Annotated in this window: 13 protein-coding genes and 2 tRNA genes; 9 read left to right on the top strand and 6 right to left on the bottom strand. The window is 66.5% G+C overall.

The window, feature by feature from the left end; genetic code table 11:
• The first annotated feature begins 10 nt into the window (after positions 1-10).
• The 9 genes from AC5P5M_RS01620 (at position 11) to AC5P5M_RS01580 (ending at position 9,355) form a co-directional block, all read left to right on the top strand.
• Complete coding sequence (locus AC5P5M_RS01620) at positions 11-1,207, top strand: argininosuccinate synthase (protein WP_495205505.1); 1,197 nt, start codon at positions 11-13, stop codon at positions 1,205-1,207.
• 85 nt (positions 1,208-1,292) lie between these two features.
• Positions 1,293-2,381 (top strand): acetylornithine deacetylase, encoded by a 1,089-nt coding sequence (locus AC5P5M_RS01615; protein ID WP_053519691.1) that lies wholly within the window; start codon positions 1,293-1,295, stop codon positions 2,379-2,381.
• 75 nt (positions 2,382-2,456) lie between these two features.
• The gene (locus tag AC5P5M_RS01610; RefSeq protein ID WP_053519692.1) at positions 2,457-3,785 is read left to right on the top strand and encodes an acetylglutamate kinase; all 1,329 of its coding nucleotides are present in this window, start codon (positions 2,457-2,459) and stop codon (positions 3,783-3,785) included.
• Positions 3,786-3,788: 3 nt separating this feature from the next.
• Positions 3,789-4,391, top strand: coding sequence for a GNAT family N-acetyltransferase (locus AC5P5M_RS01605; protein ID WP_065175501.1), 603 nt, complete (start codon positions 3,789-3,791; stop codon positions 4,389-4,391).
• On the top strand, positions 4,388-5,341 hold the full coding sequence (argC, locus tag AC5P5M_RS01600) for an N-acetyl-gamma-glutamyl-phosphate reductase (RefSeq protein ID WP_053519694.1): 954 nt from the start codon (positions 4,388-4,390) through the stop codon (positions 5,339-5,341). The genes AC5P5M_RS01605 and argC overlap by 4 nt, the downstream gene beginning before the upstream one ends.
• A gap of 19 nt (positions 5,342-5,360) precedes the next feature.
• Positions 5,361-6,656 (top strand): argininosuccinate lyase, encoded by a 1,296-nt coding sequence (gene argH / locus AC5P5M_RS01595; protein ID WP_065181935.1) that lies wholly within the window; start codon positions 5,361-5,363, stop codon positions 6,654-6,656.
• The gene (locus tag AC5P5M_RS01590) at positions 6,656-6,919 is read left to right on the top strand and encodes a YciI family protein (RefSeq protein WP_065181936.1); all 264 of its coding nucleotides are present in this window, start codon (positions 6,656-6,658) and stop codon (positions 6,917-6,919) included. Before argH ends, AC5P5M_RS01590 begins: the two co-directional genes overlap by 1 nt.
• Before the next feature lie 10 nt (positions 6,920-6,929).
• Positions 6,930-8,087, top strand: coding sequence for a glutamate 5-kinase (proB, locus tag AC5P5M_RS01585; RefSeq protein WP_053519697.1), 1,158 nt, complete (start codon positions 6,930-6,932; stop codon positions 8,085-8,087).
• Positions 8,084-9,355 carry a glutamate-5-semialdehyde dehydrogenase gene (locus AC5P5M_RS01580; protein WP_476340986.1) on the top strand — a complete coding sequence of 424 codons (1,272 nt, stop codon included), beginning with the start codon at positions 8,084-8,086 and terminating at the stop codon, positions 9,353-9,355. Before proB ends, AC5P5M_RS01580 begins: the two co-directional genes overlap by 4 nt.
• Before the next feature lie 38 nt (positions 9,356-9,393).
• On the opposite strand, the gene AC5P5M_RS01575 is transcribed toward AC5P5M_RS01580, so the two are convergent.
• The 6 genes from AC5P5M_RS01575 to AC5P5M_RS01550 all read right to left on the bottom strand — a co-directional run bounded on the left by AC5P5M_RS01575 (position 9,394) and on the right by AC5P5M_RS01550 (position 14,114).
• Complete coding sequence (locus tag AC5P5M_RS01575; RefSeq protein WP_053519699.1) at positions 9,394-10,599, bottom strand: CynX/NimT family MFS transporter; 1,206 nt, start codon at positions 10,597-10,599, stop codon at positions 9,394-9,396.
• Positions 10,600-10,862: 263 nt separating this feature from the next.
• Positions 10,863-10,939: transfer RNA gene (locus AC5P5M_RS01570), tRNA-Pro, on the bottom strand.
• A gap of 140 nt (positions 10,940-11,079) precedes the next feature.
• Positions 11,080-11,156 (bottom strand) — tRNA-Pro (locus tag AC5P5M_RS01565).
• Positions 11,157-11,211: 55 nt separating this feature from the next.
• Positions 11,212-11,328 (bottom strand): cytochrome bd-I oxidase subunit CydX, encoded by a 117-nt coding sequence (gene cydX / locus AC5P5M_RS01560; protein ID WP_053520342.1) that lies wholly within the window; start codon positions 11,326-11,328, stop codon positions 11,212-11,214.
• Between the two features lie 27 nt (positions 11,329-11,355).
• Positions 11,356-12,507: a cytochrome d ubiquinol oxidase subunit II gene (gene cydB / locus AC5P5M_RS01555; RefSeq protein WP_346475906.1), complete on the bottom strand. Its 1,152-nt coding sequence runs from the start codon at positions 12,505-12,507 to the stop codon at positions 11,356-11,358.
• A 17-nt stretch (positions 12,508-12,524) separates the two neighbouring features.
• Positions 12,525-14,114 (bottom strand): cytochrome ubiquinol oxidase subunit I, encoded by a 1,590-nt coding sequence (locus AC5P5M_RS01550; protein WP_053520344.1) that lies wholly within the window; start codon positions 14,112-14,114, stop codon positions 12,525-12,527.
• Positions 14,115-14,266: the final 152 nt, after the last annotated feature.

Raw genomic sequence — 14,266 nt, 5'->3', positions numbered from 1 at the left:
ATTACCCCCCATGAGCAACAAAGACGTCGTCCTCGCCTTCTCCGGTGGCCTCGATACCAGCTTCTGCGTGCCGTACCTGCAGGAGCGCGGCTACAACGTGCATACCGTGTTCGCCGACACCGGCGGCGTGGATGATGAAGAGCGTGATTTCATCGAGAAGCGTGCCGCCGAGCTGGGCGTGACCAGCCATGTCACCGTCAACGGTGGCCCGGCCATCTGGGAGGGCTTCGTCAAGCCGTTCGTGTGGGCGGGCGAGGGCTACCAGGGCCAGTACCCGCTGCTGGTCTCGGACCGCTACCTGATCGTCGATGCCGCGCTGAAGCGTGCCGCCGAGCTGGGCACCAACATCATCGCCCACGGATGCACCGGCATGGGCAACGACCAGGTCCGCTTCGATCTGGCGGTGAAGGCGCTGGGCGACTACCAGATCATCGCGCCGATCCGCGAGATCCAGAAGGAGCACACCCAGACCCGCGCCTACGAGCAGAAGTACCTGGAAGAGCGTGGTTTCGGCGTGCGCGCCAAGCAGCAGGCCTACACCATCAATGAGAACCTGCTGGGCGTGACCATGTCCGGTGGCGAGATCGACCGCTGGGAAGCTCCGGGCGGGGGCGCACGTGGCTGGTGCTCGCCGCGCAGTGAATGGCCGGAACAGGCGCTGACCGTCACCCTGAAGTTCGTCGAGGGCGAAGCGGTCGAGCTCGACGGCAAGGCATTGCCGGGCGACCAGATCCTGGCACAGCTCAACAAGCTGTTCGCTCCCTACGGCGTGGGCCGTGGCGTGTACACCGGCGACACCGTGATCGGCCTGAAGGGCCGCATCGTGTTCGAGGCCCCTGGCCTGGTTTCGCTGCTGGCCGCCCACCGCGCGCTGGAAGACGCGGTGTTGACCAAGCAGCAGAACCGCTTCAAGCCGGACGTGGCGCGCAAGTGGGTGGAGCTGGTCTACGAAGGCTTCTATCACGACCCGCTGAAGACCGACATCGAAGCGTTCCTGAAGTCCTCGCAGGCCAAGGTCAACGGCGAAGTGGTACTGGAGACCCGTGGCGGGCGCGTGGACGCGGTGGCGGTGAAGTCGCCGCATCTGCTCAACACCAAGGGCGCCACCTATGCGCAGTCGGCCGACTGGGGCGTGGAAGAGGCGGAAGGCTTCATCAAGCTGTTCGGCATGAGCTCCACGCTGTACGCGCAGGTCAATCGCGGTTGACCGCGATTGCGCTGGGGCGCTCCAGCAGAGGCGATACGGTAGCGCCGGGCCATGCCCGGCGGAATTTCACAGGAACTGTTGATTCATGCTTGAACAGACACTCGATCACCTGCAGGCCCTGGTGTCCTTCGACACCCGCAACCCGCCGCGCGCGATCAGCACCGCTGGCATCTTCGATTACCTGCGCGCCAACCTGCCGGGTTTCACCGTTGAAGTGATCGATCACGGGGCCGGTGCGGTCAGCCTGTATGCCGTGCGCGGCACACCGAAGTACCTGTTCAACGTGCATCTGGACACGGTGCCGGATTCGCCACACTGGACTGCCGACCCGCACGTGATGCGCCGCCTGGACGATCGTGTGGTCGGCCTGGGCGTGTGTGACATCAAGGGCGCTGCGGCGGCGCTGGTGGCTGCGGCCAATGCCAGTGACGGCGACGCCGCGTTCCTGTTCTCCAGCGACGAGGAAGCAAACGATCCACGCTGCATCGCCGCGTTCCTGGCCCGTGGCATTGCCTATGACGCGGTGCTGGTGGCCGAGCCGACCATGAGCGAGGCCGTGCTCGCGCACCGTGGCATCAGCTCGGTGCTGATGCAGTTCGCCGGCCGTGCGGGCCATGCGTCCGGCAGGCAGGATGCCGCCGCCAGTGCGCTGCACCAGGCGATGCGCTGGGGCAATCGGGCCCTGGATCATGTGGATTCCCTTGCATCTGCACGCTTCGGTGGCCTGACCGGCCTGCGTTTCAACATCGGGCGCGTCGAAGGCGGGATCAAGGCCAACATGATCGCACCGGCAGCCGAAGTGCGTTTCGGCTTCCGCCCCCTGCCCTCGATGGACATCGATGCGCTGCTGGCGACCTTCGCGGGTCTTGCCGAACCGGAAGCCGCGCTGTTCACCGAAACCTTCCGTGGCCCCAGCCTCCCGGCCGGTGACATCGCCGAAGCCGAGAACCGCCGTCTGCTGGCGCGTGACGTGGCCGATGCGCTGGAGCTGCCGATCGGCAACGCGGTGGACTTCTGGACCGAGGCCTCGCTGTTCTCCGCGGCAGGCTATACCACGCTGGTGTTCGGCCCCGGCGACATTGCCCAGGCCCACACGGCCGATGAGTTCGTGACGCTGGAGCAGCTGCAACGCTATACCGACGCCGTGCACCGCATCATCGGCGCCGGCGCCTGATCAACCCCACAACGCCGCCACGCCCCGGCATGGTGGAACTGCAACGCGGCGACCGCCGCCCGTGACGAAACCGAAATGTCTCCTGCCCTCCAGCCCCACCGCCAGACCCGCCAGACCATCGTGCGCCTGCTGTCCAGCATGGCCAGCGCGAAGGAGATCAGCCAGTACCTCAAGCGCTTCTCGCAGCTGGACGCCAAGCGCTTCGCCGTGGTCAAGGTCGGTGGCGCCGTGCTACGCGACGATCTTGAAGCGCTGACTTCCTCGCTGTCCTTCCTGCAGGAAGTCGGGCTGACCCCGATCGTGCTGCACGGTGCCGGCCCTCAGCTGGACGCCGAGCTGTCTGCCGCCGGCATCGAGAAGCAGACCGTCAACGGCCTGCGCGTGACCTCGCCGGAAGCACTGGCGATCGTGCGCCGGGTGTTCCAGCAATCCAACCTGCGCCTGGTCGAAGCCCTGCAGCAGAATGGAGCGCGTGCCACCTCGATCACCGGTGGCGTGTTCGAGGCCGAGTACCTGGACGTGGACACCTACGGCCTGGTCGGTGAAGTGAAGAAGGTCAACCTGGCGCCGATCGAAGCCAGCCTGCGCGCCGGATCGATCCCGGTCATCACCAGCCTGGGTGAGACCGCCGGCGGACAGATCCTGAACGTCAATGCCGACTTTGCCGCCAACGAACTGGTGCAGGAACTGCAGCCGTACAAGATCATCTTCCTGACCGGTACCGGTGGCCTGCTGGACGAGGCGGGCAACGTCATCGATTCGATCAACCTGTCCACCGAGTACGACCACCTGATCGCACAGCCGTGGATCCACGGCGGCATGAAGGTCAAGATCGAACAGATCAAGGATCTGCTCGATCGCTTGCCGCTGGAATCGTCGGTGTCGATCACCCGCCCGGCCGATCTGGCCAAGGAACTGTTCACCCACAAGGGCTCAGGCACGCTGGTGCGCAAGGGCGAGAAGGTGCTGCGTGCGGCCACGTGGGACGAGTTGGATCTGCCACGCCTGAAGGGCCTGATCGAATCCAGCTTCGGCCGCACCCTGGTGCCGGACTACTTCCAGAAGACCAGGCTGCTGCGCGCGTACGTCAGCGAGAACTATCGGACGGCCGTCATCCTGACCAACGAGGCCGAAGGTGTCTATCTGGACAAGTTCGCCGTGCTCGATGATGCGCAGGGCGAGGGCCTGGGGCGTGCGGTCTGGAACGTGATGCTGGAGGAAACGCCTCAGCTGTTCTGGCGCTCGCGTCACGGCAATCCGATCAATCACTTCTACTACGCCGAATCCGACGGCTGCTACAAGCAGGACCAGTGGAAGGTGTTCTGGTTCGGTGCCGATGGCATCGACCGCATCCGCACCTATGTCGATCACTGCGCTGCACGCGCACCGAGCCTGCAGGGCTGAACGATGACCGTCACCGACACCTGGGCGACGGTGCCGACCCTGCGCGGCCAGCATGTGACGCTGCAGCCCTTGCAGCAGGGACACGTGGACGGCCTGCGTGCCGCGCTGGAAGGCAGCGGACTGGACCGGCTCTGGTACACCCAGGTGCCGGCGCCGGCACAGGCAGGCGCCTACGTACAGGCCGCACTGCAGGCGCAGGCGGAGGGCAGGGTGCTGCCCTTCGTCATCCGTGATGCCGCTGGCGACATCGTCGGCAGCACCCGCTTCTATGACCTGGATGCCGCCGTGCCCAGGCTCAGTCTCGGCTATACCTGGTATGCACCGCGCGCGCAGCGTACCGGTGCCAATACCGAGGCCAAGCTGTTGCTGCTGCAGCATGCCTTCGAAGTCATGGGCTGCATCAGCGTGGTGCTGGAAACCAGCTGGTTCAACACCACCTCGCGCACCGCCATCGCCCGCTTGGGGGCCAAGCAGGATGGCGTGCTGCGCAACCACAAGCGGCATGCCGACGGCACGCCGCGCGACACCGTCATCTTTTCCATCATCGATGCGGAATGGCAGGGCGTGAAGCGCCACCTGCAGTACCGTCTGGACAGCCACGCATGAACGATTCGATTTTCTCCCTGGGCATCATCGGTGCCCGCGGCCATACCGGTGCCGAACTGATCAAGCTCGTTGCCGCGCATCCGCGCCTGCGCCTGGCGTTCGTATCCTCGCGCGAACGTGCAGGGCAGCGCCTGTCTGACCATCACCCGGAAGTGCAGGGTGATCTGCGCTACGAGAACCTCGACGCCGACGCGGTGGCGGCCAAGGGCGTGGACGCGGTGATCCTGGCGCTGCCCAATGGCCTGGCCGCACCGTTCGTGGCCGCGCTTGAAAGCGCCCGGCCCGATACGGTGATCGTGGACCTGTCGGCCGATTACCGCTTCGACCACAGCTGGTACTACGGTCTGCCGGAGCTGACCCGGGGTCGCTACACCGGGCAGAAGCACATCAGCAATCCTGGCTGCTACGCCACCGCGATGCAGCTGGCGATCCATCCGCTGCTGGACCTGCTGGCCGGGCCCCCGCAGTGCTTCGGCGTGTCCGGCTACTCCGGTGCGGGCACCACGCCCTCCGACAAGAACAACGTCGAGCTGCTGGCCGACAACCTGATGCCGTACGCGCTGACCAACCACGTGCACGAGCGCGAGGTGTCGGTGCAGCTGGGGGTGGCAGTGGAGTTCATGCCGCATGTGGCGCCCCATTTCCGCGGCATCACCCTGACCGCCAATCTGTGGTTGAACCGCGCACAGACGCGCGAGCAGATCGTCGAGCGTTTCCAGCAGGCCTATGCCGGCGAAGCACTCATCGAGGTGGTGGATGACGCGCCGTGGGTCAGCCGCATCGCCGGCCGCCACGGTGCCCAGATCGGTGGCTTCACCCTGGCCCCGGGTGGCAAGCGGGTGGTGGTGGTGGCGACGCTGGACAACCTGCTGAAGGGCGCGGCCACCCAGGCCATGCAGAATCTCAACCTTGCGCTGGGCATCGACGAACTGACGTCGATCCCGCACTGAACCCGCATCCGGAGCCCCCATGGCAGACCTTCTTTGGCAGAAACCCGGCGTCGCTGTCGACGCCCAGATCCAGACCTTCCTCGCCGGCGATGACGTGATCCTCGACCGTGAGTTCTTCCTGCATGACATCGCGGCCAGCGCCGCGCATGCACAGGGCCTGCAGCACATCGGCATCCTCGCCGCCAGCGAGCTGGAGGGCCTGCTGCGCGAGCTGGAGGTGCTGGCAGACGACTTCCGCGCAGGCCGTTTCGTGCTGGATACGCGCTATGAAGACGGTCACTCGGCGATCGAAGCGCGCCTGACCGAGCGGTTGGGTGATGCCGGCCGCAAGATCCACACCGGTCGCAGCCGCAATGACCAGATCCTGGTCGCCACGCGCCTGTGGCTGAAGGAAAAGCTGCAGCGCGTCGCCCAGCTCAGCGCCGAGGTGGCCAAGGTCGCGCTCGACCGCGCTCAGGCGGAAAAGGACCTGCCGGTGCCGGGCTATACGCACATCCAGCGAGCCGTCGTGTCCTCGGCGGGCATGTGGTGGGCCGGCTGGGCGGAAGCCTTCATCGACAATGCCATCCGTGCACGTGACACCCATGCGCTGGTCGATGCCAACCCGCTGGGTACCGCCGCCGGGTATGGCGTGAACCTGCCGCTGGACCGTGAACACACCACGGCTGCGCTCGGTTTCGCGCGCATGCAGGTATCACCGATCTATGCACAGCTGTCGCGCGGCAAGTTCGAGCTGGCCGCCCTGGAGGCGCTGGGTGGCGCTACCCTGGACCTGCGTCGCATCGCCTGGGACCTGTCCCTGTTCACCAGCGCCGAATTCGGCTTCGTCGCACTGCCGGCGCAGTACACCACCGGCAGCTCGATCATGCCGAACAAGCGCAACCCCGATGTGATCGAACTGATGCGTGCCACCCATGCCAGCGTTGCGGCGGCGCGCACCGAAATCGAACAGCTGCTGTCGCTGCCGTCCGGCTACCATCGTGATCTGCAGTCGTCCAAGGGGGCCATCTTCCACGGCTTCGGTCGCGGCCTGGCCGCGCTGGAACTGCTGCCGGCGCTGCTGGCCAATCTGGAATGGCGCGAGGACAGGCTGCGCGCGGCGATCGACTCCGGCATGTATGCCACCGACGTCGCGGTCGAGGCCGCCGTGGCCGGCGTGCCGTTCCGCGACGCCTACAAGGCCGCCGCGGCAGGTGCCGACAGCGCAGGGCAGGGACGCACGCCGGAGGGCAGCCTGGCCGCGCGTGTCTCGCCGGGTTCGGCATCGGACCTGCGCCTGGATGAGCTGCGTGCGCGCTGGCAGGCGCTGTCCTGATGGCGGGCACCGTCTATCTGGTCCTGGCCATGCGCCGGCCCGGCTTCAGTGCCGCCGCTGTGCAGCCGCATCTGGATTTCCTCGATGGACTGCGTGCGCAGGGCCAGCTGCAGCTCACCGGTGGTTTCGCCGACGGCAGCGGCGGTGCCTACGTGCTGTGCAACGTGGAGAGCCTCGCACAGGCGCAGGCCATCGTCGCCACGGATCCGCTGGTGACGATGCAGGCCTCCGAGCTGACCGTGCACGAATGGAATACCCGCTGAGAGCCCGGCCATGACCCCGCACGCCGCCCCCGTCGCTTCGCCGTTTCCCGAACAGGCGCTGCCGCCATGGCGACGTGCCGTACTGAAGGTGGGCAGCAGCCTGCTCGCTGCCGATGGAGGCGGCCTGTCGCCACGCCACGCGCTTGGCCTGGCCCAGTTCGTCTCGGCCAATGTGCTGGCTGGCCGCGAAGTGGTGATCGTCTCGTCGGGCGCGGTCGCCGCCGGCCGCGCGATCCTGCCGCGTGCCGATGCGCCGGGCGCTGCGATGGCCGCGCGGCAGGCACTGGCTGCGCTTGGCCAGGCGCAGCTGATCGGCCTGTGGCAGCGCTTCTTCGAGCGCCCGGTCGCGCAGGTGCTGCTGACCCACGACGACCTGCGCAACCGCCGCCGCTACCTCAACGCCCGCGCCACCCTCACCGAACTGCTGCGGCTGGGTGCGCTGCCGGTGGTGAACGAGAACGACACCGTCTCGGTGGATGAACTCAAGCTCGGCGACAACGACAACCTGGCCGCGACCGTGGCGGCGCTGGTCGATGCCGACGCATTGTTCATCGCCACCGACATCGATGGCCTGTACAGCGCCGATCCGCGCACCGTGGCCGACGCACGGCCGCTGCACGATGTGCCGGAACTGGGCCCGGACGTGCTGGCGATGGCCGGCGGCGCCGGCTCGCGCGCGGGCACCGGGGGCATGCGTACCAAGCTGGAGGCCGCAGCCAAGGCCGGCCGGCTGGGTATCGAAACCTATCTGTTCAACGGCCGCAGCGGCGAGGTGGTGCGCGCGCTGGCGCAGGATCGCCTGTTCGGCACCCGGATCCATGCCGCACGCAGCCGTGAAGCGGCGCGCAAGCACTGGCTGCGCCATGCCCCCCTGGCCGATGGCGCGATCGTGATCGACGCGGGCGCGGCGCAGGCGATGCGTGAGAAGGGCGCCTCGCTGCTGCCCGGTGGCATCACCGGTGCCGACGGTGATTTCCGCCGGGGCGACATGGTGCAGGTGTGCTGGAACACCGCCGAAGGGCGGGTCTGCGTTGCCCGTGGTGTCAGCCAGTACGCGGCTGACGACGTGCGCCGCATCGCTGGCCGCCATTCGCGCGACATCCAGGCCGTACTGGGCTACAACTATGGGGGCAGCGTCGTCCATCGTGACGATCTGGTGCTGCCATGACCGGACCGCAGGACACCCCGATGAGTGACATCCAAGCACAGGCACGCGCCTGCCGTGACGCGGCCCAGGCGGTTGCAGGCCTCGACAGCGAAGCGCGGCGCGCGCTGCTGCAGGCCATGGCACAGGCACTGGAAGTGAATGCCGGCCAGATCCTGGCCGGCAATGCGCGCGACCTGGCCGCCGCGCGCGACAAGGGCGTCGGCAGTGCCATGCTGGACCGGCTGGCACTGGACCCGCCGCGTCTGCTGGCGATGGCCGACGCGGTGCGTGAGGTTGCCGCGTTGCCCGATCCAGTCGGGCAGGTGACCCGCGACGACGTCCGCCCCAACGGCATCCGCGTGCAGAAAGTGCGGGTGCCGCTGGGCGTGATCGCGATGATCTACGAGGCGCGCCCGAACGTGACCGCCGAAGCGGCCGCACTGTGCCTGAAGGCAGGCAACGGCGTGATCCTGCGTGGGGGCTCCGAGGCGATCCATTCCAATACCGCCATTGCCCAGGCATTGGCCGGTGCGTTGCAGGCCAACGGTGTTCCCCCCGCAGCGGTGACTGTACTGACCGACCTGCGGCGTGAGGCGATGCTGGAGCTGCTGCAGCTGCACGAGCTGATCGACCTGGCGATTCCGCGGGGCGGCGAAGGCCTGATCCGCTTTGTCGCCGAACACGCGCGCGTGCCGGTGATCAAGCACTACAAGGGCGTCTGCCATCTGTTCGTGGATGCCAGCGCCGATCTCGACCAGGCCATCGGTCTGCTGGTCGATGGCAAGTGCAGCCGGCCGGCCGCATGCAATTCACTGGAGACGCTGCTGGTGCATCAGCGCGTGGCGGCGGAGTTCCTGCCACGCGTGGCGCAGTCGCTTGGCGAACGGGGCGTACAACTGCGCGCGGATGCCCGCGCGCGTCCGTTGCTGCCGGGCAGCACCGAGGCGACCGACGAGGACTACGCAGCCGAATTCCTCGATCTGGTGTTGGCCGTGCGCGTCGTCGATGATCTCGATGCGGCAATCGCGCATATCCGCCGCTACACCTCCGATCACACCGAAGTGATCGCGACCACCGATGCCGTCAATGCCGAGCGGTTCGTCAATGCGCTGCGCTCGGCGGTGGTGATGGTCAACGCGTCCTCGCGCTTTTCGGACGGCGGCCAGCTTGGGCTGGGCAGCGAGATCGGCATCTCCACCACGCGCCTGCATGCCTATGGTCCGATGGGGCTGGAGGCACTGACGGTCGAGCGCTTCGTGGTCCGCGGCGAGGGTCAGACGCGGGTCTGACCCGGCAGCCGCCAGGCCTGCGCCGGCGGCGAGCCGTTTTACCAGAGGTCTTCCAGCTTTCGCGGCTTGCAGGCCACCCACGATGCGCACAGCATCAGCGTGGCGCAGCCGAACAGGAAGCCGAACGGCAGCGTCCAGCCGTTGCTGACGGTATGCAGCCAACCGACCAGGAACGGACCCAGGCAGCTGAAGCTGTAACCCACGCCCTGCATGAAGCCGGACAGCGCGGCGGAACCGGTCGGGGTACGCGTGCGCAGGTTGATCAGGGTCAGCGCCAGCGGGAAGGTCGAGGGGCCCACGCCGAGCAGGCAGGCCCACAGCAGCGGCGCCTTCATGGGGGCCAGCAGCAGGCCGGCAAAGGCGATCACGAATGACGAATAGCCGATCAGGACCAGCGGGAACGGATTCTGCAGGCGCACCGCCATCGACGGAATGACCAGCGACGGCAACAGGCCCAGCGCCGAGAACACCGCCACCATCACCCCACCGAACGCAGGTGTGGCGCCGGCTTCGACCACGATGCGCGGCAGCCAGGTGAACATCGAATAGGTCATCAACGATGTCATGCCGAACATCAGCGTCATGCTCCAGCCCAACGAGGTGCGCCAGACCTTGCCGTGAGGCTGCGCGGTGGGATCGGCAGCGTCGGCCTGCGGCTTCGGCGCGCGCCTGGCCAGTACCAGCCACGGCAGCGCGGCGGCCAATGCCAGCAATGCCCACATGCCCAGCGATACGCGCCAGCCGGCCGCGCTGGCCACCGGCACCGCCAGCAGTGCCGGCAGCATGGTGCCCAGCTGCAGCACGCTGATGTAGAGCGTGCTCATGGTGCCGACCTTGTTGGCGAAATAGCGCTTCACCAGCGGCGGCACCACCACGTTGCCGATGCCCATTCCAGCCAGCGCGACGACCGCGCCCAGCAACAGGGTGCCGACGTTGCCGGCGCTGGAGCGCAGCAGCAGGCCTGCCGTGGCCAGGATCATCGCCAGCAGGGTGGTGCGCTCCAGGCCCAGGCGCCGGGCCACGGCCGGCGTGGCCACGCCGAACAGCGCGAACGAGGCGGTCGGCAGCATGCCCAGTACGCCGGTCATGGTGGTGCCGAATCCGAACTGCTGGCCCAGTACGTCCAGCAGCGGGGTGATCGAGGTGACGGCAGTGCGCAGGTTGACCGCCGCCAGCAGGATGGCGGCGAATGCCAGAACGCGGCCGTGCAGCAGCGACGGCGATTCGGATGAGGAGGAGCTCATGGTGGTCCTTGCAGGTGTCGCACGCCGCCACAGTGGCGTGCAGCGCCGGCATCGGTCTACGCCAACGCGGCAGGTGGGGGAGTGGACATCATTGTACGTGGCTGGCGAGGCGAGGTCCCGTCGGCGCAATCTGTCGCTATCGGCACCTTCCGGCGCGCTGCGGCGCGCCTCTCCGGCGTTGCGTCCGGCGGGTCGCTGGACGGCAGACACAAAAAAACCCGGAGGACGATGGCGTCTTCCAGGCTTCTTGGTGACCACCGGAGTGGTCGGGGAGACAGGATTCGAACCTGCGACCTCTACGTCCCGAACGTAGCGCTCTACCAGACTGAGCTACACCCCGAAGGGAGCCGCCTATTCTAGCCATTCACCCCGATGGCGGCAAGGGGTGAACGCCGTTTCCTTCACGCTGCCGGGGCAGCGGCTCTTCAGGGAACAAAAAAGCCTGGACGACTTCACCAGGCTTCAATGCGACCACCGAAGTGGTCGGGGAGACAGGATTCGAACCTGCGACCTCTACGTCCCGAACGTAGCGCTCTACCAGACTGAGCTACACCCCGAAGGAGCCGCCTAAGATACCGTGTGAAGGCCTGGGCGGCAAGGTTTTTTTACATTTCAGCGACGATTCTCGGTGTCGATGCGGTTCTGTTCGCGGGCTTCGAACCACATGCCGTTGAGGATGGCGACCGTCGAGGCGAGGCCGGCGCCGAGGATCCAGGCGAAATACCACATGTTCGGTTCTCCTTGGGAGGCAGGGGATCAGTAGGCGTTGGGGTTGCTGCCCATTTCATCGCTGGTGGTCTTGCCCTTGAGCACGCGGTACACCCAGGTGGTGTAAGCGAGGATGATCGGCAGGAACACCACCGTGGCCAGCAGCATGATCCACAGGGTCAGATGGCTGGACGAGGCATCCCACACGGTCAGGCTGGAGGTGGGCTGGCTGGAGGACGGCAGCAGGAACGGGAAGATCGCGAAGCCGACGGTCAGGATGATGCCGGCGATGGCTGCGCCGGAGGCGATGAAGGCCAGGCCGCCGCGACGGGCACGCAGCAGCACCGCGCTGGCGAGCAGGCCAAGCAGGCCGACCAGCGGCGCCAGCAGGGTCGCCGGCATGGTGCTGTAGTTGCGCATCCAGCCGCCGGCCGCGCCCAGCTCGGCGCTCTTCAGCAGCGGGTTGGTGGCGCCGTCGGTGATCACCTGCGAGGTGATCTGGTAGCCCGGCAGGCCGAAGGCCACCCAGGCTCCCCCCACCGCGAACAGTGCGAAGGCGATCAGCGCGGCAATGCTGCCAAAGCGTGCCGAGCGGTCAGCCACCGGGCCATCGGTCTTGATCACCAGCATCGCCGCACCGTGGGCCACCAGCATGGAAACGCTGAGCAGGCCGGCCAGCAGCGCGAACGGCATCAGCAGCCCGAAGAACGAGCCGGTGTAGAAGATGCGCATGCTGTCATCGAAGTGGAACGGCACGCCCAGCAGGACGTTGCCCACCGCCACGCCCATGATCAGCGCAGGGATGAAGCCGCCGATGAACAGCGCCCAGTCCCAGGTGTTGCGCCAGCGCTCGCCCGGCATCTTGCTGCGGAACTTGAAGCCGACCGGGCGCAGGATCAGGGCAAACAGGATGACGAACATCGCCAGGTAGAAGCCTGAGAAGCTGACCGCGTACAGCGGCGGCCAGGCGGCGAAGATCGCACCACCACCCAGGATCAGCCACACCTGGTTGCCTTCCCATACCGGGCCGATGGTGTTGATCACCAGCCGGCGCTCGGCGTCGGTGCGGGCCACGAAAGGCAGCAGCGTGCCCACTCCCAGGTCGAAACCATCCATCACCGCGAAGCCGATCAGCAGGATGCCGAGCAGCAGCCACCAGATCACGCGCAGCGTGGTGTAGTCCAGAAGAATGAAATCCATCTTGGTTTTCTCCTGCCTCAGGCCTGGCCGGCGGCCGGCGCTGCGGCATTGTGGGAAGCATGCGGGCGGGGCGACTGCAGCGACGGCAGCACCTCGTCCGGACCCTTGCGGATCGCCTTGAGCATCAGCTTGATCTCGACCACGATCAGTGCGGTGTAGATCGCGGTGAAGCCGGCCAGGGTCAGCACGATCTGGTGCAGGGCCAGGCCCGATGCCGCGTAGAACGTCGGCAGCACGCCATCAACCGCCCAGGGCTGACGGCCGTACTCGGCCACGAACCAGCCGCATTCGATCGCGATCCACGGTGCCGGCAGCGTCCACAGGGCCAGCGTGAGGAACCAGCGCTTGTCCTGGAAGTTGTTGCGGCACGAGTAGTAGAAGGCCAATGCGAAGAAGGCGATCAGATAGAAGCCCAGGCCCGCCATCACGCGGAAGGTCCAGAACAGCGGCATCACGCGCGGCACGGTATCCATTGCCGCCTGCGAGATCTGCTCGGGGGTGGCGTTGAGGATGTCCTCGCGGTAGCGCTTGAGCAGCAGCCCATGGCCCAGATCCTGCCAGTGGCGGTCGAACATCTCACGGGCTTCGACGTCGTTCTTGTTGGCGCGCAGGCGCTCCAGCGCACCGTAGGCGAGCTGGCCGCCGCGTACGCGGTGCTCGGCGCGCTCCACCAGTTCCAGGATGCCCGGGATCGGCTGGTCCAGCGAACGGGTGGCGATCAGGCCCATCAGGTATGGGATCTTCACCGCATAGTCGTTCTGGTGCGTCTGCTGGTTGGGAATGCCGAAGGCGGTGAAGTCCGCCGGGGCACGCTCGGTCTCCCACATCGCCTCGATCGCGGCCAGCTTCATCTTCTGGTGCTCGCTGGCGGCGTAGCCACTCTCATCGCCCAGCACCACCACCGACAGCGATGACAGCAGGCCGAACGCAGCGGCCACCGCGAACGAACGGCGGGCCAGGTCCTTGTGCTTGTTGCGCAGCAGGAACAGGGCACTGATCGACATCACGAACACCGCGCCGGTCACGTAGCCGGCGCTGACGGTATGCACGAACTTGGCCTGCGCCACCGGGTTGAACACCACGGCCATGAAATCGACCACTTCCATGCGCATGGTTTCCGGGTTGAACACCGCGCCGGTGGGGTTCTGCATCCAGCCGTTGGCGATCAGGATCCACACCGCCGACAGGTTGGTGCCCAGCGCCATCAGCCAGGTGACCGTCAGGTGCTTGACCTTGCTCAGGCGGTTCCAGCCGAAGAAGAACAGGCCGACGAAGGTGGCTTCCAGGAAGAAGGCCATCAGCCCTTCGATCGCCAGCGGCGCACCGAAGATGTCACCCACATAATGGCTGTAGTACGACCAGTTCATGCCGAACTGGAATTCCATGACGATGCCGGTGGCCACGCCCATGGCGAAGTTGATGCCGAACAGCACGCCCCAGAACAGGGTCATCCGGCGCCAGATCTCCTTGCCGGTCATCACGTAGACACTCTCCATGATGGCGACCATGAACGACAGGCCCAGGGTGAGTGGTACGAATAGGAAGTGGTACATCGCGGTCAGCGCGAATTGCAGCCGCGACAGTTCTACGACTGTCTGATCAATCATGGCCTGGCTACCTCGTTGGATAGTGCCGTTGCAGGTGGCGGGAAGGGTGGTCTACGACGTGAATGATGTGACCGACTACTTCAGACAGCCTTGATCCAGATCAATGTATGAACAGGTACGCGAAGAGATCGTATGCGGGCCCTGTGAAAACT

Source organism: Stenotrophomonas sp. YJH_SMC_106-19 (assembly GCF_059368375.1).
The sequence above is the reverse complement of the archived record's forward strand: the minus strand, read 5'-3'. Positions and strand labels throughout refer to the sequence as shown.

Bases quoted from the DNA above. Each gene is read 5' to 3' on its own strand.
- AC5P5M_RS01620 (WP_495205505.1), top strand. From the start codon at position 11: ATGAGCAACAAAGACGTCGTCCTCGCCTTCTCCGGTGGCCTCGATACC.
- AC5P5M_RS01615 (WP_053519691.1), top strand. From the start codon at position 1,293: ATGCTTGAACAGACACTCGATCACCTGCAGGCCCTGGTGTCCTTCGAC.
- AC5P5M_RS01610 (WP_053519692.1), top strand. From the start codon at position 2,457: ATGTCTCCTGCCCTCCAGCCCCACCGCCAGACCCGCCAGACCATCGTG.
- AC5P5M_RS01605 (WP_065175501.1), top strand. From the start codon at position 3,789: ATGACCGTCACCGACACCTGGGCGACGGTGCCGACCCTGCGCGGCCAG.
- argC (WP_053519694.1), top strand. From the start codon at position 4,388: ATGAACGATTCGATTTTCTCCCTGGGCATCATCGGTGCCCGCGGCCAT.
- argH (WP_065181935.1), top strand. From the start codon at position 5,361: ATGGCAGACCTTCTTTGGCAGAAACCCGGCGTCGCTGTCGACGCCCAG.
- AC5P5M_RS01590 (WP_065181936.1), top strand. From the start codon at position 6,656: ATGGCGGGCACCGTCTATCTGGTCCTGGCCATGCGCCGGCCCGGCTTC.
- proB (WP_053519697.1), top strand. From the start codon at position 6,930: ATGACCCCGCACGCCGCCCCCGTCGCTTCGCCGTTTCCCGAACAGGCG.
- AC5P5M_RS01580 (WP_476340986.1), top strand. From the start codon at position 8,084: ATGACCGGACCGCAGGACACCCCGATGAGTGACATCCAAGCACAGGCA.
- AC5P5M_RS01575 (WP_053519699.1), bottom strand. From the start codon at position 10,599: ATGAGCTCCTCCTCATCCGAATCGCCGTCGCTGCTGCACGGCCGCGTT.
- cydX (WP_053520342.1), bottom strand. From the start codon at position 11,328: ATGTGGTATTTCGCCTGGATCCTCGGCGCCGGCCTCGCCTCGACGGTC.
- cydB (WP_346475906.1), bottom strand. From the start codon at position 12,507: ATGGATTTCATTCTTCTGGACTACACCACGCTGCGCGTGATCTGGTGG.
- AC5P5M_RS01550 (WP_053520344.1), bottom strand. From the start codon at position 14,114: ATGATTGATCAGACAGTCGTAGAACTGTCGCGGCTGCAATTCGCGCTG.